Raw genomic sequence first — 24931 nt, 5'->3', positions numbered from 1 at the left:
GGTCCTCCTTCGGAACGCCAACCCGAAACTCCGCTTCTACTCAACTATCACACCAATAGATAAAAAGGAATTAAACACTATGGATATTTTACCAGAAGCAGAGCTTCCAAGGGCAATGTTCCGAAGGAGACCTTCGGAACAAGGAAATGAGAAAAAGATTTGATACAAAGCGAAGCAGCGCCAAAATTTCAGGGCTATGAATATCCGATATATTGGAACCAGTTCCAAAAAATGACTGAAAGTGAATCAAACTGGAATAATTGAAACAGGCTGTTATTTTTCATCTACGTATTTATAACAAAAATTATTGATCGATGAAAAAACTTGTTTCCCTGTTCATACCGTTACTTCTGTTAATTTCAACCAATCTGTTTGCCCAACAACCCCTGGACAGCCTCCTGACGGTTCGCGGATTTGCCATTGCGGCTCCGCAAGTTGATGAAGTAGATCGGTTTGTAAAATTTATGGACGAGGAATTGGCTCCCAGAAATGTAAATACATTGGTATTACGGGTCGATTATAACTATCAGTATGAAAGCCGTCCGGAGCTTCAAGATTCGATAGCTCTCTCTAAACGGGATGTAAAAAAACTGGTTGCTGCCGGTAATAGAAATGGAATCCGGCTCATTCCACAGGTGAATTTGTTGGGTCATCAATCCTGGGCTGGAGATCTCGAAAACCTGCTTGAGGAATACCCGGAGTTCGACGAAACACCCGACATCGAAATGCCGGAGGAGTACGAATGGCCGAATGAGGATGGATTGTACTGCAAAAGCTACTGCCCGCTGCATCCCGACGTCCACGATGTGGTTTTTGATATTGTGGATGAGATTGTGGAGGTGTTTGAAGCAGATGCCTTTCACGCAGGCATGGACGAGGTTTTTTACATTGGGCATGAGCAGTGTCCGCGTTGCCACGGCAGAGATAAAGCGGAGTTGTACGCCGGTGAGGTGACCAAAATCAGAAATCATCTTGCAGACCAGGGAGTAGAACTTTGGATCTGGGGCGACCGGCTTATCGATGGAAAAACAACGGGTATTGGTATGTGGGAAGCGAGTATGAATAATACATATCGTGCTGTTGATCTGATTCCAAAAGATGTGGTGATTAACGACTGGCACTATGAAACCGCTTATCCCACAGCAGCTTATTTTGCGATGAAGGGATTTCGGGTGATATCATGCCCCTGGAGAACTCCCGATGTAGCTGTGAAGCAGGTGGAGGATATGCTGAGATTTAGAGATCAATCCACAGATGAAATGAAAGATCGATATTACGGTGTTATGCAGACAATTTGGTCGGGAGCGGGTGATTTTATGGATGCATATTACGAAGAACGACTGGATGAGGAGCGCGGTGACAGCACCCAATGGAATACATTTAAAACGATGTATGATGAGATTAATCAATTAGACGTAGAGTAAAATCCTGCTTTGAAGCATGTTGAAATGGACCCTGAAAATAAACTGCTGAAGGTGCTTTAACCTTCCAAGGGTTTGACCCGTACTTGTGTTTAGCGGTTTGAGGAACTGAAGGTCTCCTCGCTATATTTCAGGAAGAGATGTTGCGAGGTTACAAGAAAATCGCAGGTAAGAGAAATAAGTATTTATTACCGTCTGCTTTAGCTGACGGACAGGGAGATTCTTAAACAGGTGTGGCTTTAGCCACATGACTCATGTCATTCAAAAATTAATGTAAACTGGAAGAGGCATTATTAGATTCGGACTAAAAGAAGGGGTAAAAAAACTCCTCAAATAGGACGAACATATATCTACTCCCCGCAAGAGCATCTCAGGAAGGTATCCTTCAAAGAGGAGGTCGATGAGTTTTTAGAAAAAAATGGCTGGAGCAGTATAAAGGGATTAAGTTTACCTCGTAAAAAAGATCGTTTTACAAATCAAATGTGGCTAAAGCCACTGACTTCTAATGTTCCTTTATTCTCCGTCAGCTAAAGCGGACGGTAATAGATATTAAAAAAACGAATTGAAAACTTTTCAGAATTTGAAGTGATTACTTTTTTCCCTGAATACATATGTGAAATCCTTGGATGGCTCTGCTTCGAACCCCATCCCTACACCTCAAAAGAATCAGATTAATTCGAAAACGAGAAAAATGTTTATGCGTGATACGTTTTTAAAAAAGGCCCCTTTGTTTTTTGTTTTGACATTCGGAATTATTGTAATGTCGTGTACAGAAGAAAGCCTCAATACTCCTCCCCAAAAACCAAACGTATTATTCATCATCGCAGACGATTACGGTGCCCACGATATGAGTGCTTTTGGCAGTGATTATTACGAAACGCCCCATCTCGATTCACTGGCTTCCCAAAGTATGATTTTTACACAGGGATATGCCTCAGCCAGGGTTTGCAGTCCGGCCCGGGCCAGCATTATGTCCGGTAAAAATACCACGCGACACGGAATTACAGATTGGATTGGTGCTCCTGTGGGTGAAGAGTGGAGAGAAAGTGGAAGACATACCAAACTCCTACCTCCTGATTATCAGCGATCATTACCTCATACTTATACTGTTCTTCCTGAAGCACTTAAAACCGAAGGATACACCACATTTTATGCCGGAAAATGGCATTTGGGCAGTGAAGGGTCGTATCCCGAAAATCATGGATTTGATTATAATGAGGGAGGTTTTGAGGCAGGCGGGCCCTACACTGGCGGTTATTTTTCCCCCTTCAACAATCCCAAAATGGAGGATTACCCGGATGAAATCGGGATGAGCTATTCCGAAAAACTGGCAAAGGAAACTTCCGATTTTATCAGAAAGAACTCTAAAAGGCCGTTTTTAGCATTTCTCTCGTTTTATGCAGTTCATGCTCCCATTCAAACAACGGAGGCCTATTGGCAGAAATATAGAGATAAAGCGGAGCGCCTGGGCATTGCGGAAAACGGATTTGAGATGGGATATTTTCTGCCGATTCGAACGGTGCAGGATAACCCTGTTTATGCCGGATTGGTTCAGCATATGGACGATGCAGTTGGACAGGTCTTGAAAACACTTGAGGAGGCGGGAGTTGATGATGAAACGATTGTCATTTTTACATCCGACCATGGTGGAGTTGCCGCCGGCGATGATTATGCGACCTCCAATAAACCGCTGAGAGGTGGAAAGGGGACACAGTATGAAGGCGGTCTCAAAGTTCCATACTTCATTAATGTGCCGTGGTTGAATCTTCAGGGGGATGAAAATGATACACCTGTAACCGGTACTGATTTTTATCCAACTATCCTGGATTTAGTGGGTGCCGATCTGCGTCCCAATGAGCACGTTGACGGTGTAAGTCTTAAACCGCTTCTGGATGGCGGAGAAATTGATGATCGGTTGCTCTTTTGGCATTATCCACATTATGGAAACCAGGGAGGCAGGCCCTCATCTGTTGTTCGGGACGGTCGCTGGAAACTGATTCGTTACCACGCAGATAGTACAGAGGTTTTATATGATCTGAATTCAGATGTTTATGAACAGGAGGATGTTTATGCAAATCACCCTGACATTGCCGAGCGACTTGGAAACGAGCTGTCAAATTACCTTGAAATGACCAATGCAACCTTTCCAATGGCAGATCCACTATATGACCCGGAAGCGGAAGCGCGTCACCTGGAATCGGTTGAAAATGAACTATTGCCCCGGCTGGAAGAGCAGCGTCTGGATTATTTATCGCCGGATTACTCACCCGGCAATAATTGGTGGGGAAGCGGGTTTGAGGAATAGTCAAGGATATTACCATTCATTATTATTCAACTTTACCGGCAGTGGAATAGATAAAATCTGAACAGTGATATGAATAAAAAAGAGATTGCGCGTCGTACCCTGCAAATTCTGGAACGGGAAAAATACAGATCGCCGAAGGGACAGACAGTTGATATTTCCGAACAGTTACAGTTCTGCCTGGAGCACACGGAGTGTTATACCCCGGAACAGCTGGAGGCGATGTTCCAGACAGTACTGAAAAATCCGATTTCGGGAAGGACCGAAACACGATTTGAAGTCCGCAATGAAACCACACTGCAGGGCAGTCGACGCCTCGCTCAGGAAGAGAAGTTTGAAAATATCGGCGTGCTCAACTTTGCTTCGGCCCGCAATCCGGGAGGCGGATTTCTGAAAGGAGCTCAGGCACAGGAAGAGAGCCTGGCCCGGAGTTCCGGGTTATATTTCAGTTTGAAGTATTGTCCATCGTTTTATGAATATCACCGGTCGCACCGGAGTACGTTGTATTCCGACCGGATGATCTGGTCGCCCGGCTGTCCTGTCTTTCGAACCGATGACGGCGCGCTGCTGGAAGAATTTTATACGGTTCATTTTATCACCAGTCCGGCGCCAAATGCCGGGGCGGTAGAGCAAAATGAGCCTGAAAACATTTCGAAAATAGAATACGTTCTGCGGGAGCGTAGTTCAAAAATACTGGCTCTTGCCGCTCATCACGGATGCGATGCTCTTGTTCTCGGAGCGTGGGGGTGTGGCGTATTTCAAAATGATCCTGAAACCGTGGCGAAAATCTTTCGGAATCATATCGGCCAAACCGGTGCATTTCACAACTGTTTTCAAAAGGTGTTGTTTTCGGTTCTGGATTCTTCCGAAGACAAAAGTACGATCCGGCCGTTCCATGAAATGTTCGGGAAATAGGGTAGTGTTTGAAAAATCCTCTTTCAATGCTTTGAAAGATTCATGAATGATGTATTTTTAACCCATGATGAAAAATATACTTCTATACACGTTTACGTTATTAGTTCTACTGGCTGGCTGCTCATCAAATGATCGTTCTGAACAGTCGCAAAGCACTACCTCTCAAACAGAACCTCAAAACAGAACAACCTACACTGCTGAAGACTTGCGAAACGCTTCTTTGCAGGGTGATCTGGACCAGGTTCGTCAAATTGTTGATTCGGGTGTGAATATTGAGGAAGGAGATCAGCTCGAGCGGACGGCTTTGATGTTTGCTTCATTCAACGGCCATTCCGAAATTGTTGAATTTCTGATTGAGCAGGGAGCAGTGGTTCAAAATCAAAACAGTGAGGGACGCACTCCGCTGATGTTTGCTGCAAGCGGCCCATTTCCCGAAACGGTTGAGCTTCTGCTTGAAAACGGAGCCGATCCCAATATCAAAGATTCTGTTGAAGGATGGACGCCGCTGATGTATGCAGCAGCCGAGGGAAATGTTGAAGTCATTGAAGTTCTGCTCGATTACAATGCTGATGTCAGCTTACTGGATTCTGATGGTGAATCAGCCGCAGATTTTGCCAGGAATAACGGTCATAGCGAAGTAGTAGCACTCCTCGAAAATTAGTGAATGAACCCGTTTGTCAGTTGAATTCAGAAAGCTATTGTTGGCTCTAATGAATTGAAGCATTTTTTAGGTTACACATCCGCTTGGCCCGACGGCTATTGGGAAAAATGACAAAAGCTAAAAAGGTTCATGACAGTTCCGTATGGTGCTTTATGATTTACAAGATGAACCTGTTTATGCGATTGTAAACATTTCAATCATTTCATGCTTTCGTTTTTTTGTGACTGCCCGATTGACTATGCTTATTTTTAAGAAAGAGGAATTTGTGTTTCCGGACAAATGTTGACTTCCCCGATGGTTCTTATCGTGTGGACACATCTTAAAAACTTAACATACCATCTTTGACGAAGTTTTTTACAATTGATTGGAGATTCTTCGAACCAGACACAAAAACACTGTCAGGGTCTACCGATGACAGATTGATAAAATACGTTTTTATATATCTTAAAAGCCTCATACCATTTTTCCCTCTTACTTTTGAACCGCCAAAAGTAAGCAAAACCTCCCGGCTGTGATGGCTTCCGGGTATGGTTTGCACGCACGTGTACACTCTGCGAATGCTCACAGGGTGAGCGCGCAGAGCGATTTCTCCCGTGCTCTTTTGCAACCCATACAATTCCTCCACCCATCAAGGCCGAAGGACGAGAGCCCTAACTTGTAATTAAAAGTTGGATCTACAGGTAAATTTTCTGTCATCTCTGAAATGGTGTTGCTTCACTCAACTACGTTATCCACTACGCCAAGGCTACTTTGATCAAGAAAACTTCGTAAAATAGGCTTTTGGGCAAAATTAGTGGCTCAGGCCAGAAAGCATTTTAGCAAGAAAACAAGGCGGGATGAGGAAGGATCTCCTTTTCTATTCCAATCTTGTGTCCATACGATAGGATGGTTCGGGACAGGCTGCTCCGCTGCGTTTATCTTGAGCTTGACGAAAGGCTCAAAATAACGTCTGTTTGAACGCCTCTTGAGATCTCTTTTGGGGCAATGAGGAGTTAACATCCCGAGTGTTCGGGAAAAATAGCTCTGTGATTATGCAAACCCTCTGAAAAACCTTTCCAATACCTCTATCTAAAAACAAAATTTTAATCATAAGTGGTTCAAGCTTCCCTTCGAAGGGGAAGCAAATACTGGGGATGACGATCGTTTGATACAAAGTCTTGTTCTGAAGTTTACACCCTCCCGGCAAAGCCTACTCCCTGAGGGGAGATTGATCATCCATTGCCCCTCAAGGGGACACTTCACAATAAGTGCATAGATTTTAAAAAAATTGGATTATAAGTTGATACCTCGTGGGCACTTCGACGTATTCGGCAACTGATCGCTCTACCTGCGTTAGAGCACGTCCCTCTTCCGTTTCATTGGTAGCTTCTGGGGCAAGAAAACCTACGCCATGAGAAGTCAGCCTGGTTTCTGAAATATTATGTTCAGATGTCAGATATTCCACAACTGCCGAAGCCCGGCGTTCCGAAAGATTCATATTGAATTCCAAACCACCTACCGTATCCGTATGGCCAACAACTCCAAGATTTAGATCAGGTTGATTATTCATCAGTTCTGCAATTTCTGCAAGCGTGGATTCGGATTCCGGTTTGATGTTTGCTTCTCCCTGTATCAAAATGAATTCCGTAAAGCATCACACGGCCTGCATCATCAATATCTCTTGCCATCGCTTCGGCATCTATATCAACCTGCACTTTGCCAGATTCCATCGACTTTTCCTCCACAATTAGTAGCACGCTGCGGGTTTCATCATGCCTCCGTGCGGTGTGAACCGCTGCATAGATATCCCCCGCCGAACCGGTAAGTCTTGCAAGCGAGTAGTTAAGATCACTCCCCCTGTTAAAGGCATTTGTTTCAATGATTTCTTGGCATATAGAATCATCTCCAATGCATTCATAGACCATTTCAAAACCGGCATCCTGAAGCGCTAATGTATAGTTTTGATGAACCTCAAGGGCTGACCGTCCTTCAGGAGCTGTGTAATGGATGCGGGTAACCTCACCTTCAAATGAGGTTCTTTCAAAATCCTCATTCTCCATTCCTGTAACCAACTGCTGCCGGTCATATGAAAATTGTTCATAATCGGTTATGTAGGAACCCTCATACCGCGAAATCATCGGATGATCTTCGCTACCTTCCACATCTTCCGGGGTGTCTTCCATCTCTTTTTCATCAATATCTCTTGCCATCGCTTCGGCATCTATATCAACCTGGACCTTGCCGGTCTCCATCGGCTGTTCCTCCAAGACGATGAGCAAGGTACGGTTACCATGCCTCCGTGCTGTAAACACCGCTGCATAGATATCGCCCGACGAATTAGTAAGCCTGGCTAACGAGTAGTGATGATGACTACTATAACGGTTCGTAAAAAACCCGGCAAGCGGAATATCTCTACCTATTTTCTTACATTCGTTATCATTGTCGATGCATTCATAGGCAATTTCGAAACCGGCATTCTGAAGCGCCAATGTATAGTTTCGATGAACTTCAAAGGCTGACCGTCCTTCTAGGAGCTGTAGTAATGGATGCGTGGTCAACCGTTCACCTTCAAATGAGTAGTTCTTTCAAATATCTTCATCCTCTATTCCTGTAACCAACTCCTGCCGGTCATAAGCAAACTGTTGGTAGTCGGTTATGTGCGAGCCCTCATACCGCGTAATCATCGGATGATCTTCACTTCCTTCAACGTCTTCCTGGGCAATTACATGCGTAAGTCCCGGGAATACAAAACTCAGAACTGTTATAAACAGTATTACTTTCTGTACCATGGGATTCACTCCGTTTTTTACCTTCTTTACTTCGTTAAATAGTTCCGGAAATTTCAATTTCCGTTACAACTGCTTTTTTGATTTTCAAAAAATTGAACCATTATTATGGGATGATTAATACACACATTAGATATTGTCTTGCCCTTCTGTACTTGTAATTAAACCAAAATATACCTTGATATAATTAGTTTAATCTTTCGAATCGTTGTAGGGACAAGGTGATTCTATTGATGGTAGTTTTCCCCACTTTATACGTTGGCAGTTTTGATGCAGGTAAGATGACTATATCATCCAAAAACTTTAGAAAGAGAAAAAGTGATCGAATATCTAATACTTTTATGCATTCTGTGTGTAATCATTGTAGAAGCGATGGTTATCATTTCCATTCCTTCAAATAGTAGTTACAAACTGTCACATCGTAACCCATGTTTGACAGACACCTATCTCCCGGGTAGTGATATTATCCGGGATTTTTTTGATATGGTTGAAAAAATCCCATCAACCCAACAGCTAAAAATTTGAGCAGTTATACAATGAATTTCAGTTTGCTGAACAGTGTAGATGAGTCTTCATGCAAACACCAGGTAAGAGTATTACTATAAGTAAAAATAATTATGCAAAAAATGGGTTCAGGAACGATTTTAAATTAGGAATTAAAAAATGGATAGCAGATCTATTAATTATTTACAATTTATAACAATGGCTGTAAATATATGTTATTAGTTAAGTAAGAGCGTAGATCTGATAAGTTTTATCCACTCTAAAATTCCATTTGCTATTTAAAAGAAAAGCGTATTACTTAAAATACGTTAGTGACAATAGCTCAAAGTCTACCGCTGGGAAAATCAATAATGCATGATCTGAACGATACAGAATTAGCAAAAAAAATCAGGGCTGGTAACCAAACGCAAAGTCTGTTGTTCCTGCAACAAAAACACAAAATTAATAAGCATGAAAAAGAGATGATCAATCAAGACGCTCGTTTTTAAAGAAAGTGGGAGCAACTGCAGCCGGAATCGACATGGTTCCCATGATAATCAAGGCGGGCAATAAGTCAGAGCCCCTCAAGTTCGTTGACCTTGGACAGAAGAATATTCGGCCAATGACCATATCCGTCTCGGCCTGATTGGAACCGGGGGAATGGGAATTGGGAGATGCGCGAACCGCTCTTCAAGTGAGTGGAGTGGAGCTTGTGGCGGCTTGCGATCTTTACGAAGGAAGGCGACGCCGTGCCAAAGAGCTTTGGGGAAATGATATTCAGACCACTGCAGGTTACCGGGAGATCTTGGACCGTACTGATGTGGATGTGGTTATTAATGCAGACAACCGATCACTGGCACGAGAAAGATTAATGTGGACGCAATGAGAGCGGGAAAACATGTCTACTGTGAGAAGCCGATGGTCCAAAAAGTGGATGAGGGACATCGTGTTATCCAAGCAGAACAAGAGACCGGAATGGTGTTTCAGGGTGGGGAGTCAATACACCAGTTCACTGCTGAGTGCCAAAGCAAAAGTACTAATTCAGGAAGGAAAAATTGGAAAAATCAACTTTGTGGAAGCGATCATTGACCGGCACAGTGCGCATGGGAGCCTGGCAATATTCGATACCTCCAGATGCCTCACCGGAAACGGTCGATTGGGAAACCTATCAACGAGGTATAACGGATCTGCCCTGGGATCCCAAACGGTTCTTCCGCTGGAGAAACTATCGCGATTACGGAACAGGTCAGGCGGGTGATCTTTATGTTCACATGCTCTCTATGCTCCACTTTATCGCAGGATCAGATGGTCCAACTCGTGCAATTTCTACGGGCGGTTTACGCTACTGGAAGGATGGGCGGGATGTGCCGGATATCCACCTCGGCCTTTATGACTATCCGGAAACAGAAAACCATCCGCCATTCAATTTAGCACTTCGCACCAACTTTATCAGTGGTGACGGAGGACAGTTTCTCTTCCGGATCGTGGGATCTGAAGGTGATATTACGATCAGCTGGTCGTCTCTTGTTCTGAGACGCAACCCGTTACCCGAAGCTCCTGGAATGTCCATTAACACGTTTCCTGAGGATGTTCGTGAGCAGTTCATCGCCGAGTACAACAAAATGTACCCACAAAAACCGAAAATTCAAGAGCCGAATGAATTTGTCTATCGAGATCCGGACGATTACAGAAGGAATGCGATATGACCACTTTGTCAACTTCTTCAACTCGATTCGTAATGGCACACCGGTTTTACAAGATGCAACCTTCGGGTTACGGGCAGCCGGCCCCACATTTGCGGCAAATCAGAGTTACTATGATGGAACCATTGTGAAGTGGGATCCAAATCGGATGCACATTGTTTCTTGATTCAAAATCAGTACTGTCCGAACAAAAAAAAGACTCATGGCGTGATTTTTGTTAGTTTGTGATCGATTCAAATCAGCCTCTCTTCCTGTATGTTGCGTTTCCGGCTCCTCATACTCCCTGGCTGCCTACCGAAGACTTTGAAGGAATCAGCGGTGCCGGGATGTACGGCGATTTTATGGCGATGGTGGATTCCAAAGTCGGTGATATCCTTTCAACTCTCGAACGGGAAAATATGGCAGATGAGACCATGGTGATTTTTGCCAGTGATAACGGTCCCGTCTGGTATGACAAAGACAAAGAACATTTCGGACACGATTCCCAGGGAGGGTTGCGTGGCATGAAAGGGGATGTACATGAAGCAGGTCACCGGGTGCCTTTTATCGTTCGATGGCCGGGTGTGACAGAAGCGGGGACCTCAACAGATCAGACGATCTCGTTTACCGATGTCATGGCTACATTTGCTGATATCCTAAACACGGAACTACCGGAGAATGCCGGTGAAGATAGTTTCAGTCTGTATCCAATCCTTGCAGGGGAACAGTCTGAAGATGAAGCGATCCGGCCCCCGGTAGTCAGTATATCAAGCCGTGGAGTGCGAACGATTCAGGACGGCCAGTGGAAACTCATTGAAGCACTTGGCTCTGGTGGTTTCACGGATCCTGTTTCTGTGGAACCGGAAGCCGGAGGACCGGATGGCCAGCTTTACAATTTGGAGGATGATTTGGAAGAAACCAATAATCTTTGGAATGAGCGCCCGGATATTGTTGATCGGTTAAAGCAAAAACTTGCAGAGTTTGACAGGAACGGAAGAAGCCGGTAATAACTAAAAACACAACATTTTATAATCTCTAACACTATGATGAAGTCATTTACAAAATTCATAACTGTACTGCTTGTCTTCTTTTTTATAAGTGAAATCACATCTGTCCGAACATTTTATAGCTGGTATTCAAAATGTTCGGACAGATGTGATCCAAAATGAAAATGAAAATTTGAAGTATACAAATATTGTTTTACCCTGAAAAAAATCCTCGCAAAATAAAATGTACTCATCTTAAAAACACGTAGTCCGACAGACTCCTAGTGTAGCTACCGTTAAATAAGTTAAGTAAAATATGTACTGATTCCGTATCTTGAGAAGAAAAACCGATGGCTAAACGTACGACAATCACGGTCTCAGATACAGGTTAAAGGCCAACTCATTACCTACGCACGATCTCATAAGATAGAACGGCGCCTGAGCCTGCGCGCTCAGATTATTTTAGACTGGCTCGGTGGATTGACCTATAAAGAATCCAGCAAAAAGAATCGGATCAGTGAACCTTCCATTGCCAAATGGCGCAAGCGGTTTGAACGGGATGGACTCGCAGGGTTGGTCGATGCCCAGCGCCCCGGCACACCATCGATCTTTACGGAGGCAGACCGCAACCGGGTGATCCATCTTGCCTGCCAGCGCACCGAAAGCCGAACGCCGCGCTACAGCCAACACCAGATTGCCGAAATGTGCCAGATGAGCCAGAGCTGGGTTTCACAGATCCTGCGAGAGGCTGACCTCAAGCCACACAAAACCGACTATTGGTGCGGGAAAAGCCCGGATCCGGAATTTGAATCCAAGATGATTGATATTGTTGGTCTGTATCTGAATCCCCCTGAACACGCATTGGTGCTATCGGTAGATGAGAAAACCCAGATTCAGGCCCTGGATCGTACCCAGCCGGAGCTGCCTTTACGGACAGGGAACCCTCGCAGGCTTACCACTACGTACAAACGCAATGGTACCGTAAACCTGATGGCCGCTCTTGCCGTGCACACAGGAGAAATCACCGCACGGCAGATCGACCGCAACAACTCCGAAAATTTTCTGAAATTTCTCAAACACCTGGACCGCAAATACCGCAATGTTCAGATCCATATTATTTTGGATAATTTGTCAATCCACAAAAACAAGGCTGTCAAGGAGTGGCTGGCTAAAAAAAGAAAATTTCACCTTCATTTTACCCCCACCTACTCCTCGTGGCTCAATCAGATTGAAATCTGGTTTAGCATTATGAGCCGGAAAATACTCAAAGATGGAGTTTGGCATTCCAAAAAAGATCTGGTCGATCAGTTGATGAGCTACATTAGGGAGTATAACGAAACCGGCGCCAAACCGTTCAACTGGACCTATGGTGAAGAATACTTAACGAATTAAGTGGTAGTTACACTAGGGAGGGATCCCTATGGTACAATCACAGCCGGAAGCTTTTGATTATCCCGAAGCCTCGGGAGCGGTCCAAAAGTAATACGGAGCAACAGATTGGCTGGATCATCCGATATAGTCGTCCTCGTAGTTTGAAGATCTATTGGGAAATGTCAGGGATTTAGGGTGGGTCCCAAAAAACTTTCAAAATCACTTAATACTTTCGCCCATCCCTTGTGTAGTAATAGTAGACGTCATGACTAAGCCCTCTTGGAGTAGGACTTTCAGTCGAAAGGCAAACACCTGCACTTTCAGTGCAGGGTGGTTTAGTGGGTTTCTTACTTACAAACATGCCCCCAAATACCGCCAAAAAAAGATCGGGACACCCAAACATTTTTTTATACCCGTAAGTCATTAAAAAACAATGTTAATATTTTTCACATCAAAAAAGTGCGGAAGTCAGGATCGGTAGCTTTTTTGTGATCTACTGATTACTCATTTCGAAAAAATAATCAGTATACTTTCTTTTATGACTAAAGGAAGTTGAATTGATCGCGAACATTGTGCTACCTTTTTTTGTAAGCTGTTTCAATCTGATTATCCCTTTTTTTCATTTCTGAATGCTGTCGGAGAAACCCCCATGACTTTTTGAAACAACCTGGAAAAATAATGTGGATCGGTATATCCTAACGTTTCCGCAATTTCGTAGATGTTCAGAGATGTCAGATCTAAATACTGACAGGCTTTTTGAATTTTCAGGTGAATAAAATATTCAATCGGAGCAAATCCTGTTTTCTTTTTGAATAGATTTGAATAGTGCGAAACCGAAAAGGAAGCGTGTTTAGCTAACTCTTCCAATTTTAGATGTTGATCTACATTCTTTTTCATCAGTTGAATTGAATGTTCAATAGGGTCATTTTCAGTTTCCGATTTTTTGCTTTTACAGGCTGATGGGTAGCAAAAGGACCCTAACAGATGCCACAAGCATGTACCGGCATATCCCATGTTATCCGTGCTATATCCCCGCTCAAGGGTGTCGTAAATATCCTCAAATAAAGTTATTCGCTCATGAACAGGAGAAACCTGTTCATGAATTGCAGAGCGATTATTTTTGAATGAGTTGATAAATGCAGAGGCCTGAGTTCCGGCAAAATGTATCCAATAAATACTCCCAGGGGGCCTCATTATCAGCACTGTACCGATGGGGAAATCCGGCAGGTAGAATGAAAAAATCATTAGGTCGAACCTCAAATTGTTCTTCCTCAACTTCGTACCAGCCCTCGCCTTCTATGCAGTAGATTAAGACAAATTCATCGATTCCCTGATTCCGTTCTCGATAGTGAAATTTGGCCTTTGGGAAATAACCGATATGGGTAGCAAATAATGTTTTAAGCAGAGGATGTTGAAGGAGATTGCTAATTATTTTTTGAGGTAAAACAATCATTTTTTGACCTGCAAATCCCTCGCTTTTTCTTTGTTTAGAGGTAAGATTCGTATCGGTATCTGATGATGTTATCATATATATACTTTTTTACCTGATGTTTATCGTAACTACTATTTATATAAAAATCAAAACCCTAATAATAAAATAATCCACAATTTTCCAAAAAAAGTCCATTGATATGTACTTATCAACTAATTACTCTACTATTAATAGAAAAAAAGTATATGCTGCTGATTTTAATACCGGGTTAACGGATTAATAGTGAATAGGTCTGATTATGAAAAAGATTTCCTTGTTAGGTACAGGTTTGATTGGAACATTTTATGCACAGTCAATTCTTGGTCACCGAAGTAAAGATAAAATTGTGAATGTCTACTCCCGGACTGAAGAACGGGCAAAAGAATTTGGGGATGAGTGGAATATCTCAAAATGGACTACGGAATTGAACGAGGCGATCGAGGATCCGGAAGCAGATGTTGTCCTCATCGCTCTTCCCAACTTCCTGCATAAAGAAGCGGCTATAAAAGCGGCAGAAGCCGGCAAAGCTGTCCTCTGTACCAAACCTCTTGCTCTGAATGGCAAGGAAGCGAAGGAGATCTTGGAAGCCGTTGAAAAAGCGGACGTATTTCACGGATATCTCGAAGATCTGGTGTATACCCCGAAAACCCTGAAAGCATTAAAATCAGCCCGTGATGGTTCGTTGGGGAAAATATTATGGGCTCGCTCGCGGGAAGCACACCCGGGTCCTCACAGTGATTGGTTTTGGGAGCCGGAAAAATCGGGTGGCGGGGCCATCATCGATATCGGCTGCCACTGCATAGAGATTGCCCGGAGCTTTATCGGGAAGGATATTCGCCCGGTAGAGGTGATGTGCTGGGCCGAAACCCAGGTAAAACCGATAGAGGCGGAAGATAATGCTCTCGGATGGGTGCGGTATGCCAACGGCGCCATCGGTCAGTTTGAGGTGAGCTGGTCGTTCCGGGGCGGAATGGATCTGCGTGATGAAGTGTCCGGTACGGAAGGTTCACTGCGGCTCGATCACTTTCTGCGAACCGGTTTCGAAATGTATCTGTCGGGCGGGCAGGAAGGGTATGTAGCCGAAAAGGCAGAAAGCGACAGCGGATGGCTGTTCCCGGTCGGTGATGAAGTGCACAGCCTGGGTTACAATGATATGTTCACCGACATGTTTAATGCAATGGAGAACGGGGAATCACCCCAGGAAACCTTTTACGACGGATATGTGGTCAACGCAATCATGGATGCCTGTTACCGCTCGGCAGAAACCCGGCAGTGGGAATCGGTGGAGCTTGATATTTGGCGCGGCCGGGAAAATGAGGAAGAGGAATCGGCTCTGACCGATTATAACGAGCAGTTTTACCTGATCAAGGAAGAAAAACTGCCAGACGGACGGAAAAAGGTTATTCTGAAAGATAAATCAACCGGAGAGATATCCCAGCAAGACGTGAAACAAACAGAAAAAAGAAGAAACTGATCACCCTAATAACATGCTCTTAGATTCTAAAAATATTGTAATCATTGGAGGTACCAGCGGAATGGGGCTCTCCGCTGCTAAGGCATTTACAAACAATGGGGCCAAAATTGTGGTAGTGGGATTGGATGAAGAATCGTGTAAGAATGCCCGTGAAGAACTGCCCGAAGATACAATCGTACTTGCAGGAGATGCCACCCGGCAGGAAACCGGCCAAGAAGCAATTGAAAAGTGTATCAAAAATTTCGGCAGTTTGGACGGTTTGTATCACGTGGCTGGCGGGAGCGGCCGGAGGATGGGAGACGGTCCCTTGCATGAAATGACATTGGAGGGTTGGAATAAAACATTTGAACTCAATCTCACATCCCTGATGCTCTCCAACCGGGCGGCCGTACGGGCTTTTCGGAAGCAGGGAACCGGTGGTACGATTCTCAACATGGGATCGGTTTTGGGCTTTTCACCTTCCCCGGAATATTTTGTGACTCATGCCTACGCAGCAGCGAAAGCAGCTATCATTGGGTACAGCCGATCCATTGCATCGTATTATTCCGGGGATAATATCCGGGTAAATGTAATTGCCCCCGGTCTGGTACATACCCCGATGGCAGAGCGGGCTGCGCAGGATGATCAGATTATGGAGTTCATCAAAACCAAACAGCCGCTGGATGGCGGACGCATCGCCCGGGCGACAGACCTTGATGGTGCCACATGCTATTTTATGTCTGACCAATCCCGATTCACGACAGGCCAGGTACTGGCTGTTGACGGGGGATGGAGTATAAGCGAAGGCCAGTTCAAAGGATAAATGTATGTCCGATAAAAGATATGCCATAGGGATAGATCTGGGTGCGACCAACATCAAAGGGGTACTGGTGGATGAAGATGGACTCATTGTGCAAAAAGAGGAGCGGGAAACTCACGATCAAACAGATCCAAATCATGAGCCGGGAAGGATATGGAAAAAAGCCATTCTTGAGACGGTTCGATCATTTATGGAAGAAAGTGAACAGAAAGTTACGTCTATTGGACTGGCGGCACCGGGGATTCCCGACTCCCAAAATAATAGTATTGTCTATATGCCGGGGCGGTTGCAGGGACTCGAAAACTTCAGTTGGTCTCAGCTCTTCAGCGAACAACAAGTATCTGTAAAAGTGCTCAACGATGCCCATTCAGCCCTCATGGCGGAAGCCAAATTTGGTTCAGCAGCAGGGGCTGAAAATGTCGTTATGCTGACCCTCGGAACCGGGGTGGGCGGAGGCGTTATGATCAATGGCAAGTTGTATCAGGGAAATTTTCAGCGAGCCGGACATTTGGGGCATATCACAGTTGATTCGCAAGGGTCGCCCGATATTACCGGTATTCCGGGCAGCCTGGAAGATGCCATTGGGAATGCCACCATTTATAAAAGGTCACTGGGGCGATTCGAGTCTACTCGGCAACTGGTCGATGCTTATAAAGAGGGAGATTATTTAGCCAGCTACCTGTGGCTGAAATCGGTACGCGATCTGTCGGTGGGCATATCATCACTGATTAATGCGTTTTCCCCGGACCTGGTTGTCTTGGGAGGTGGAGTTACCCGGGCGGGAGAGTATCTTTTCGATCCATTGAGGCAATTTCTGGACCTGTATGAATGGAAACCAGGCGGACGAAAAACCCCTGTTAAAAAAGCAACGTTAGGACCTTTTGCCGGTGCCATCGGTGCAGCAGCTTTTTCTATTTACAAAGTATAATCACATTTTTTTAATCATAAAACGTATAAATGGATCCGATTAGCCAATATATCGAAAAGAGTAAACAGATTGTTGAAACGGTTCAAAAACAAAAAGAAGAGATTCAGAAAGCCGCACGGTGGTTTTCAGACACTATTTTAAAGGGTCGGATGGTGCACGTATTCGGATCCGGACACAGCCGTATTATGGTAGAGGAGATGTGGCCCCGGTACGGTTCATTTCCCGGTTTTAATCCTATCGTTGAGCTGTCACTTTCATTCCATAATCTTGTGGTGGGCGCTAATGGTCAGCGCCAGGCGATGTTTCTTGAAAATGTATCAGGACTGGCTGCCCGAATTTTGCGAAATTTTGATCTCAGTGTGCATGATTCCGCAATCGTAATCTCCTCGAGCGGTACCAGTGTCGTCTCCGTGGAGATGGCTGAACTCTTTCAAAAACAGGGCATAAAAGTAGTGGCATTAACCACAAAATCAAGCGCGGCGGTCAGTGCCAGCAAGCGTGAGGATGGGAAGAAGCTGCACGACTTTGCTGATCTTGTGCTTGATACGGGGGCTCCGAAAGGCGATGCGATGGTTAAAATTCCAAACCTGGAGACACCTGTTGCTCCGGGTTCTACTGTGGGAGGGGCGTTGCTTGTCAATTGTATTAAGGCGGAGGTAGCTCAACATTTAACGGATGCGGGGCAGCCACCAAAAGTTCTGACCGGCGGAAGCGTTGTTGGGGAGGAATGTTCGCGAGAGTTATTTGAAAGTGCCTACGACGAACACGCCCACCGCCTGGCTAAGCTTTATGAAAATGTGGGATCTAAGCAAAGTCATCAAACATAAATTAATATGTAAAAAATAAGTCCCTAATGAGATAGTCATTTTCTTTAGGCTGTATCTAAGTGTTATGTCAATCATAGAATAACGAGGTATCAAAGACTTCCGAAGTCTTTACATTTGATATCGAAGTTTTGTACTTCTATCCAAAATGTAAATTTTTAAAAACACTCGGACAGACTTCGGAAGTCTTTCTTGTCCGTAGTTTTAAACCTGATACAACATTAGTAGACGCATAATTAATAAACGGTATCACTTCAAATCAAAAACATCCGATGGACATATTAAACTACAGCAACATCCCGGTTATGGCGGAGGTCGATATATTGGTAATTGGCGGAGGTTCTGCGGGAAGCCTGGCCGCCCTGGCTGCGGTTGAAAATGGAAATCACAATGTAATGCTCATTGAGCGTTACGGTTATCTCGGGGGTACTTCCACACAAATGCTGGATACCTTTTACGGTTTCTTTACGCCAGGTGATGCCCCGAAAAAAATCGTTTCAGGAATTCCGGATCGAATTGTAAATTTACTTGACGAGACAGATGATGTTTTCTTGCGTCCCAATACCTACGGAGCCGGAACCGGCGTCACCTATAATCCCGAACGGTTAAAGTGGATATGGGATCACCAGATGCTGCAGGCCGGGGTGAATGTACATCTGCACACCATGTTGGTAGATGTGGAAAAATCAACCGGTGATGAAACGATCTGTGTGGTTTGGCACAAAAGCGGGTTTCACAAAATCAGGGCCAGGCGGATCATCGATTGCTCCGGGGATGCCGATTTTTGTCACATGGCCGATTTCCCATACGAAATTGCCGGCGAAAAGGAACCTGCCCAGAGTATGACGACCACTTTCCGGATGGCAAATGTGGATCTTGAAAAGTTCAGGAAAGCCGGTGGCAAACAGATGATGAAACAGAAAATGGAAGAAGCTGTCGTGCAGGGGATACACCCATTGCCCCGCAAGAAGGGATCGGCCCACGAGATGGTGCAGACCGGATGCATCTCCACAGTGGCAGTCAAGGTATCGGATATGATGCCCCTGCAGCTCGGTGAACTCACTGATGCAGAAATTGAAGGGCGTAAACAGGCCTTTATCTACGAAAAATTCTTTAGGGATGAAGTACCGGGTTATGAAGACGCCAAAATTATTGGTCTCTCTCATCATATTGGTGTGCGTGAAACGCGGCGGGTATACGGGGAATATCGGCTTACGCGGGAGGACTGTATGGCACGAAAAATGACTGATGACACTGTGCTGCTCTGTGGAGCCCCGCTCGAAGACCACCGGAAAGAAGCTGAAGGCGAGGAGGAGACCCGCTGGGAGTATATTCCGGATGGCGGGGTGTATGGCGTTCCGTATCGTACACTGGTGCCACGAGGAAGTAAAAATTCATGGGTAGCCGGTCGTTGCTTTTCCGCCACCCACGATGCCCATGCTTCATGCCGGTCGATGGCACAAACGATGGGAATGGGTCAGGCAGCCGGAACAGCATGTTCACTTTCTTTGGATACCGATACGGGGTCAGGCAGCATTGATGCTCAAAAATTAAGAAAACACCTGAAAGAACTGGGTGCAATTCTGGAGATGCCCGGACGGGAAGCTGATATCAGCAAACATGGATGGAAAAATAACCGGGTGGAATAATGAGCTTTGTACGAACCATACTTGGAGATATCACCCCCGATGAGATGGGGCTTACGTACTCCCATGAGCATATCATCATTGAAGAAAGTTATCCGACGCTTGAAAACGAACTGCTTTTGCTGAACGATGTAGAGAAGGTAACGGAGGAGCTGACGAGATTCTACCAGCTTGGTGGCCGAACGATGGTTGATACCATGCCGGCAAACGCAGGCCGGAATATCAAAAAACTTGCCGAAGTATCCCGGCGCTCAGGTGTACAGATTATAGCACCCACCGGTATTCACCTTGAAAAATATTATTTGCCCAACCACTGGCGATATCACTACACCGAAGAGCAGCTTACTCAACTGTTTGTAGATGATATCACAAAGGGGATTGATATTCACGACTACGGGGGACCGATTGTGGAACGGAGCAGCCATAAAGCCGGGATGATCAAATTGGCCACCGGTGATGAGCCTATTACTCCTCACCAAGAAAAGATTTTCCGGGCCGTGGTTGAAGCTCACAAACGTACGGGTGCTCCCATACTAACGCATACCAATGACGGCAAGAGGGCACTCGAACAGGTTCATCTATTTGACAAGTTGGGAGCTGATCTCTCTCATGTGGTACTCTCTCATGTAGACAGGTATAAGGATATCGAGTATAACCGGGAGGTTCTGCAAAGCGGAGTTTGCGTGGAGTACGATAGTGCCTTCCGGTGGGCCATAAAAGGCGAGGAGAACTGGACGTATACCCTGTTGGAGGCGTTATTGACGGAATTTCCGGATCAGATCACGATGGGAATGGATGCCGCCAAACACACCTACTGGAAATCATATGGCGGAGATCCAGGCCTTGATTTTCTGCTGACTACATTTAGGGATGATTTGGAACAGATGGGACTCGGTGAGTATTACGATAAAATATTTTATGATAATCCTGCTCGCCTTTATTCATTTAAATCGTAACAAAGATTGACAAATTATGGATTCAATAACAAGAAAAGAATTTCTAAAAACAACAGTTATCGGTAGTTTTGTGTTACTACCAACCTGAGTTCGATTCTAAATCATGCTTAATTGGTTGGTATGGACGGGATCGTACTTGATGGCTGGCTAAAAAACGAAAAATCCATGTTCATTTTACCCCAACCTATTCGTCATGGCTCAATCAGATCGAGATTTGGTTTAGCATCATGAGCCGTAAAATACTCAAAGATGGGGTGTGGCACTCTCAACGAGAGCTCGTTGATCAACTGATGAGCTACATCAAAGACTATAACCAGAACAATGCAAAACCGTTCAACTGGACTTATGGAAAAGAATACATTACGAATTAAGTGGTAGTGACACTAGTGTAGCTACTGTTAAATAAGTTAAGTGAAATATTTACTGATTCCGTATCTTGAGAAGAAAAACCGATGGCTAAACGTACGACAATCACGGTCTCAGATAAAGTTAAAGGCCAACTCATTACCTACGCACGATCTCATAAGATAGAACGGCGCCTGAGCCTGCGCGCTCAGATTATTTTAGACTGGCTCGGTGGATTGACCTATAAAGAATCCAGCAAAAAGAATCGGATCAGTGAACCTTCCATTGCCAAATGGCGCAAGCGGTTTGAACGGGATGGACTCGCAGGGTTGGTCGATGCCCAGCGCCCCGGCACACCATCGATCTTTACGGAGGCAGACCGCAACCGGGTGATCCACCTGGCCTGCCAGCGCACCGAAAGCCGAACGCCGCGCTACAGCCAACACCAGATTGCCGAAATGTGCCAGATGAGCCAGAGCTGGGTTTCACAGATCCTGCGAGAGGCTGACCTCAAGCCACACAAAACCGACTATTGGTGCGGGAAAAGCCCGGATCCGGAATTTGAATCCAAGATGATTGATATTGTTGGTCTGTATCTGAATCCCCCTGAACACGCATTGGTGCTATCGGTAGATGAGAAAACCCAGATTCAGGCCCTGGATCGTACCCAGCCGGAGCTGCCTTTACGGACAGGGAACCCTCGCAGGCTTACCACTACGTACAAACGCAATGGTACCGTAAACCTGATGGCCGCTCTTGCCGTGCACACAGGAGAAATCACCGCACGGCAGATCGACCGCAACAACTCCGAAAATTTTCTGAAATTTCTCAAACACCTGGACCGCAAATACCGCAATGTTCAGATCCATATTATTTTGGATAATTTGTCAATCCACAAAAACAAGGCTGTCAAGGAGTGGCTGGCTAAAAAAAGAAAATTTCACCTTCATTTTACCCCCACCTACTCCTCGTGGCTCAATCAGATTGAAATCTGGTTTAGCATTATGAGCCGGAAAATACTCAAAGATGGAGTTTGGCATTCCAAAAAAGATCTGGTCGATCAGTTGATGAGCTACATTAGGGAGTATAACGAAACCAGCGCCAAACCGTTCAACTGGACCTATGGTGAAGAATACTTAACGAATTAAGTGGTAGTTACACTAGCGTAATGTTTTATAAGCTTATGAATATCCAGAAATGTTGGATGCATTGATAGAGATACGTGTGCCTTTATCAGATAAGCAGACTCATTCAAATGCTTATGATTTTATGATAGATAAGGTGTTTTTTACGAGTTTGCTTTTGGTTATAACGTGGCTGGTGGTCGTCCTATTATGACGCGACTAAATGAGAGTATCTTATAGCAAAAAACGTGTTCCTGTGCTTCCTGATTCACTTCCTACAATTGACCTAAAAGCCGCTGCTCTTATTCACAACCAATTTTACCAAGCAGGCGACCATATTGACGATCTTTTGGATCTTCCTGATGGGTTTGTTGATCCAAAATGTGACGACATTCCGGCAAAAACTCAGTCGAGAGGCTCGTACACTTTGGATGTTAGTGGATTTGTACAACTCCTTTAAAAACACACTGGATAAGCAACAGGGGGCAGGAGGATGTGAGAGTAATTGGGCTACTCGTATCATACAACAACAGTGCCGTATTATTTTTGATCTCTACACCTCTTCATTCCTGAGTAAGGGTCTGTCTGATCTTCAATCGACCAAATGTATTTGTTGTTATTTGCATCCAGTCGAACTTTCCACTCCACTTCTATAATTAAATCAAATAACCTGTACTTTTTCTCGACTTCGATTCGGCCCAATTTGCAGATAGCAAATAAAGAGGCCATTGAAAGTACCGGTTTTATCTGCAATTTACGATGATTTTTAGAGAGGGGGAGCCAAAAGAGTGGAGTGATTTATTTTTAAATGATTAGAGTATTCAACAGATCTTGTTACCTCCGGTCTAGAAGCCTGTCGAGCTTTGAAAATCCACCCATTGTTTTTATTGGACTTAGAGGAAATTTTAAAAATTACCAATTCAACAAAAACTTAGAGGAGAAGTCCGACAGACTCCTAGCTTCATAATAATGGTTTTTGCAAGGATCAGAGTAACCTATGTTCAGAAATCTGTATCCGGTTCTTCCAGATTAAGTTCTTCTATCCAGATGTTTCGGTAATGTACATCGTAGCCTTCCGCCTGAAGTTTTATGCCTCCCGGTCGGTCAGTTATACCTTTGCCACCATCATTTCCACCATCAAGACCTGAATTCGGACCGCCCCAAACCTGATTAATGGGAACATTTACATGCACCTTTTCTCCATTAAAATACATGGAAACCAAGGCTTTTTCCGAGCGTTCTTCATTTTCGAACCGGGCTGCCCTGAATTTAATATCGTAAGCATTCCATTTTCCAACCCCGTCATATGCATGATAAGGTGAGGGAGTTTCGTTGATTACTGCACCCATTCCGTGTTGTGTTGTATCCCCGTCTAACACCTGAATTTCGTAACGATTTTGCAAGTAAACGCCGCTATTGCCTCCTGTTTCATTTATGAGAAACTCAACATGAAGCCGGAAATCACGATATTTTTCTTTGGTGACAATATCGGCTGTTCCGTATAATCCACCTTCTGCAGTAGGGTCATTGCTGCTTACAACTGTTCCGTCATCAACTGGATCTTCAACAATTTCCCATTTAATGGGCATTTCAGAAGAAAATCGTGGGCCTTCCCAGTAGATCCATTTTTCATCAAGCATTTCTCGGCTTCCGTCAAATAGTATTTCAGCATTATTTGATGGTACAGCCTCAACACCAATATGCTTTTCATTCGTACAGGATGTTGAAAATTGGGAAATAATAAAAACTGAAAACAGGAAAATAATATTTCGGGAAAAAGTTGTGGTAAGTTTCATTTTAATCAGAATAAAGGGTTCAAATATACAAGTTTAAAAAAAACATGTGGATTACTAAAAAAATACCGTTGTTTAAAATTTCTTAAAAGAATAGAAAAACCTTTAGCAAAGTATTGCTGTATGACTTTTACCAGCATTAACATCATCCGGTACTTCAAACTGACATCATTGGCATTTTTAAAGCCTGTTTTTTCTTGGTTGTTTACATTCGCGTAAACCTTAGCAATTTTCAGCAAGTATTCAAAATTTGTTTTATCGACATTTACTGCCTTTTTAAGTAAAGAGTAAAGTTTGAAAACCTTAGGTTTCCGATACACTTTGCAAGAGTGTAGTTTTCCTGTATGGAAGATAATCATATATATAAACCTCATAATTAAACTCTTCTGATGTATCATATGGTATTTCCGATCAAGTATCGTAGATCGGTGATTAGTGAGGAAGTTGGGGAGAGTTTGAAACAGATTTGTATTGAACTATCTGAGCGCTACGCAATACACTTTGTGGAGATTGGTTACGAAGGGGATCATGTTCATTTTTTGATTCAGAGTGTGCCAAAAATGAGTGTGTCCAAGATCGTGGGATCGGTGAAAAGTATCAGGGCGAAAGAGATTTTTCGTCGTCATCCGATGGTCAAGGGGCGATTGTGGGGAGGGAATTTTTGGACAAGCGGATTTTATGCAAAAACGGTTGGCCAGTACGGAAACCAGGAAATGATTCAAAGATATATTGAAAACCAAGGTAACAATGGCCCATATATTGAACTGCATAAAGATCAACTATGGCTTTTTGATCGATACCTCGTAGTTTCTGCCCCGAGGTAGTGCATTTAAAGTGGCAAAGGCATACGCCTCACGTCGGATATTTTCCGATTAAAGAAATTCAATTAGAAATAAATCTATACCTATGAAAAAAATAACCATAACCCTGATCGCTCTTCTCGGATTCTATCCGTTTTCAACTATTGATGCTCAAAACAATGACC

General features: G+C 44.2%; 24 protein-coding genes. 18 read left to right on the top strand and 6 right to left on the bottom strand.

The window, feature by feature from the left end:
* The first annotated feature begins 314 nt into the window (after positions 1–314).
* From U5K72_17315 to U5K72_17300, 4 genes are all read left to right on the top strand, one after another.
* On the top strand, positions 315–1424 hold the full coding sequence (locus U5K72_17315; protein ID MDZ7720579.1) for a family 20 glycosylhydrolase: 1110 nt from the start codon (positions 315–317) through the stop codon (positions 1422–1424).
* Between the two features lie 694 nt (positions 1425–2118).
* Positions 2119–3726 (top strand): sulfatase, encoded by a 1608-nt coding sequence (locus tag U5K72_17310; GenBank protein MDZ7720578.1) that lies wholly within the window; start codon positions 2119–2121, stop codon positions 3724–3726.
* A 69-nt stretch (positions 3727–3795) separates the two neighbouring features.
* Positions 3796–4638 (top strand): TIGR02452 family protein, encoded by an 843-nt coding sequence (locus U5K72_17305; GenBank protein MDZ7720577.1) that lies wholly within the window; start codon positions 3796–3798, stop codon positions 4636–4638.
* Between the two features lie 64 nt (positions 4639–4702).
* A complete protein-coding gene (locus U5K72_17300; protein ID MDZ7720576.1) occupies positions 4703–5299 on the top strand; it encodes an ankyrin repeat domain-containing protein in 597 nt (198 codons plus the stop codon).
* Positions 5300–6557: 1258 nt separating this feature from the next.
* On the opposite strand, the gene U5K72_17295 is transcribed toward U5K72_17300, so the two are convergent.
* The 3 genes from U5K72_17295 to U5K72_17285 all read right to left on the bottom strand — a co-directional run bounded on the left by U5K72_17295 (position 6558) and on the right by U5K72_17285 (position 8067).
* On the bottom strand, positions 6558–6848 hold the full coding sequence (locus U5K72_17295) for an OmpA family protein (GenBank protein MDZ7720575.1): 291 nt from the start codon (positions 6846–6848) through the stop codon (positions 6558–6560).
* Complete coding sequence (locus U5K72_17290) at positions 6841–7767, bottom strand: hypothetical protein (GenBank protein ID MDZ7720574.1); 927 nt, start codon at positions 7765–7767, stop codon at positions 6841–6843. Before U5K72_17290 ends, U5K72_17295 begins: the two co-directional genes overlap by 8 nt.
* 96 nt (positions 7768–7863) lie before the next feature.
* A complete protein-coding gene (locus U5K72_17285; GenBank protein ID MDZ7720573.1) occupies positions 7864–8067 on the bottom strand; it encodes a hypothetical protein in 204 nt (67 codons plus the stop codon).
* A 1126-nt stretch (positions 8068–9193) separates the two neighbouring features.
* Between U5K72_17285 and U5K72_17280 the strand changes: the two genes are divergently transcribed.
* The 4 genes from U5K72_17280 (at position 9194) to U5K72_17265 (ending at position 12607) form a co-directional block, all read left to right on the top strand.
* A complete protein-coding gene (locus U5K72_17280; protein ID MDZ7720572.1) occupies positions 9194–9433 on the top strand; it encodes a hypothetical protein in 240 nt (79 codons plus the stop codon).
* Positions 9434–9602: 169 nt separating this feature from the next.
* The gene (locus tag U5K72_17275) at positions 9603–10253 is read left to right on the top strand and encodes a hypothetical protein (protein MDZ7720571.1); all 651 of its coding nucleotides are present in this window, start codon (positions 9603–9605) and stop codon (positions 10251–10253) included.
* A gap of 221 nt (positions 10254–10474) precedes the next feature.
* Positions 10475–11236, top strand: a complete 762-nt coding sequence (locus U5K72_17270; protein MDZ7720570.1) for a sulfatase-like hydrolase/transferase — start codon at positions 10475–10477, stop codon at positions 11234–11236.
* A gap of 300 nt (positions 11237–11536) precedes the next feature.
* The gene (locus U5K72_17265; protein MDZ7720569.1) at positions 11537–12607 is read left to right on the top strand and encodes an IS630 family transposase; all 1071 of its coding nucleotides are present in this window, start codon (positions 11537–11539) and stop codon (positions 12605–12607) included.
* A 585-nt stretch (positions 12608–13192) separates the two neighbouring features.
* Here U5K72_17265 and U5K72_17260 read toward each other — a convergent pair.
* Complete coding sequence (locus tag U5K72_17260; protein MDZ7720568.1) at positions 13193–13483, bottom strand: helix-turn-helix transcriptional regulator; 291 nt, start codon at positions 13481–13483, stop codon at positions 13193–13195.
* Between the two features lie 217 nt (positions 13484–13700).
* A complete protein-coding gene (locus U5K72_17255; protein ID MDZ7720567.1) occupies positions 13701–14114 on the bottom strand; it encodes an AraC family ligand binding domain-containing protein in 414 nt (137 codons plus the stop codon).
* A gap of 202 nt (positions 14115–14316) precedes the next feature.
* Here U5K72_17255 and U5K72_17250 point away from each other — a divergent pair, with 202 nt between their 5' ends.
* From U5K72_17250 to U5K72_17210, 9 genes are all read left to right on the top strand, one after another.
* Positions 14317–15531, top strand: coding sequence for a Gfo/Idh/MocA family oxidoreductase (locus U5K72_17250; GenBank protein MDZ7720566.1), 1215 nt, complete (start codon positions 14317–14319; stop codon positions 15529–15531).
* Positions 15532–15544: 13 nt separating this feature from the next.
* Positions 15545–16333, top strand: a complete 789-nt coding sequence (locus U5K72_17245) for an SDR family oxidoreductase (GenBank protein MDZ7720565.1) — start codon at positions 15545–15547, stop codon at positions 16331–16333.
* 4 nt (positions 16334–16337) lie between these two features.
* Positions 16338–17258, top strand: a complete 921-nt coding sequence (locus U5K72_17240) for an ROK family protein (protein MDZ7720564.1) — start codon at positions 16338–16340, stop codon at positions 17256–17258.
* Between the two features lie 29 nt (positions 17259–17287).
* Positions 17288–18085: an SIS domain-containing protein gene (locus U5K72_17235; protein MDZ7720563.1), complete on the top strand. Its 798-nt coding sequence runs from the start codon at positions 17288–17290 to the stop codon at positions 18083–18085.
* 269 nt (positions 18086–18354) lie between these two features.
* On the top strand, positions 18355–19731 hold the full coding sequence (locus tag U5K72_17230) for an FAD-dependent oxidoreductase (protein MDZ7720562.1): 1377 nt from the start codon (positions 18355–18357) through the stop codon (positions 19729–19731).
* Complete coding sequence (locus U5K72_17225) at positions 19731–20684, top strand: hypothetical protein (GenBank protein MDZ7720561.1); 954 nt, start codon at positions 19731–19733, stop codon at positions 20682–20684. The genes U5K72_17230 and U5K72_17225 overlap by 1 nt, the downstream gene beginning before the upstream one ends.
* 143 nt (positions 20685–20827) lie before the next feature.
* Positions 20828–21055, top strand: a complete 228-nt coding sequence (locus U5K72_17220; GenBank protein ID MDZ7720560.1) for a transposase — start codon at positions 20828–20830, stop codon at positions 21053–21055.
* A gap of 81 nt (positions 21056–21136) precedes the next feature.
* Positions 21137–22177 carry an IS630 family transposase gene (locus tag U5K72_17215; GenBank protein ID MDZ7720559.1) on the top strand — a complete coding sequence of 347 codons (1041 nt, stop codon included), beginning with the start codon at positions 21137–21139 and terminating at the stop codon, positions 22175–22177.
* Between the two features lie 199 nt (positions 22178–22376).
* Positions 22377–22613 (top strand): hypothetical protein, encoded by a 237-nt coding sequence (locus U5K72_17210; protein ID MDZ7720558.1) that lies wholly within the window; start codon positions 22377–22379, stop codon positions 22611–22613.
* Positions 22614–23154: 541 nt separating this feature from the next.
* Here U5K72_17210 and U5K72_17205 read toward each other — a convergent pair.
* The gene (locus tag U5K72_17205) at positions 23155–23949 is read right to left on the bottom strand and encodes a DUF1080 domain-containing protein (protein ID MDZ7720557.1); all 795 of its coding nucleotides are present in this window, start codon (positions 23947–23949) and stop codon (positions 23155–23157) included.
* Positions 23950–24335: 386 nt separating this feature from the next.
* On the opposite strand from U5K72_17205, the gene tnpA reads away from it, so the two are divergent.
* Complete coding sequence (tnpA, locus tag U5K72_17200; GenBank protein ID MDZ7720556.1) at positions 24336–24770, top strand: IS200/IS605 family transposase; 435 nt, start codon at positions 24336–24338, stop codon at positions 24768–24770.
* Positions 24771–24931 lie beyond the last annotated feature (161 nt).

This window comes from Balneolaceae bacterium, assembly GCA_034521495.1.
Taxonomy (GTDB): Bacteria; Bacteroidota; Rhodothermia; order Balneolales; family Balneolaceae; genus Rhodohalobacter.
This window is presented reverse-complemented; position numbering and strand designations above follow the sequence as displayed.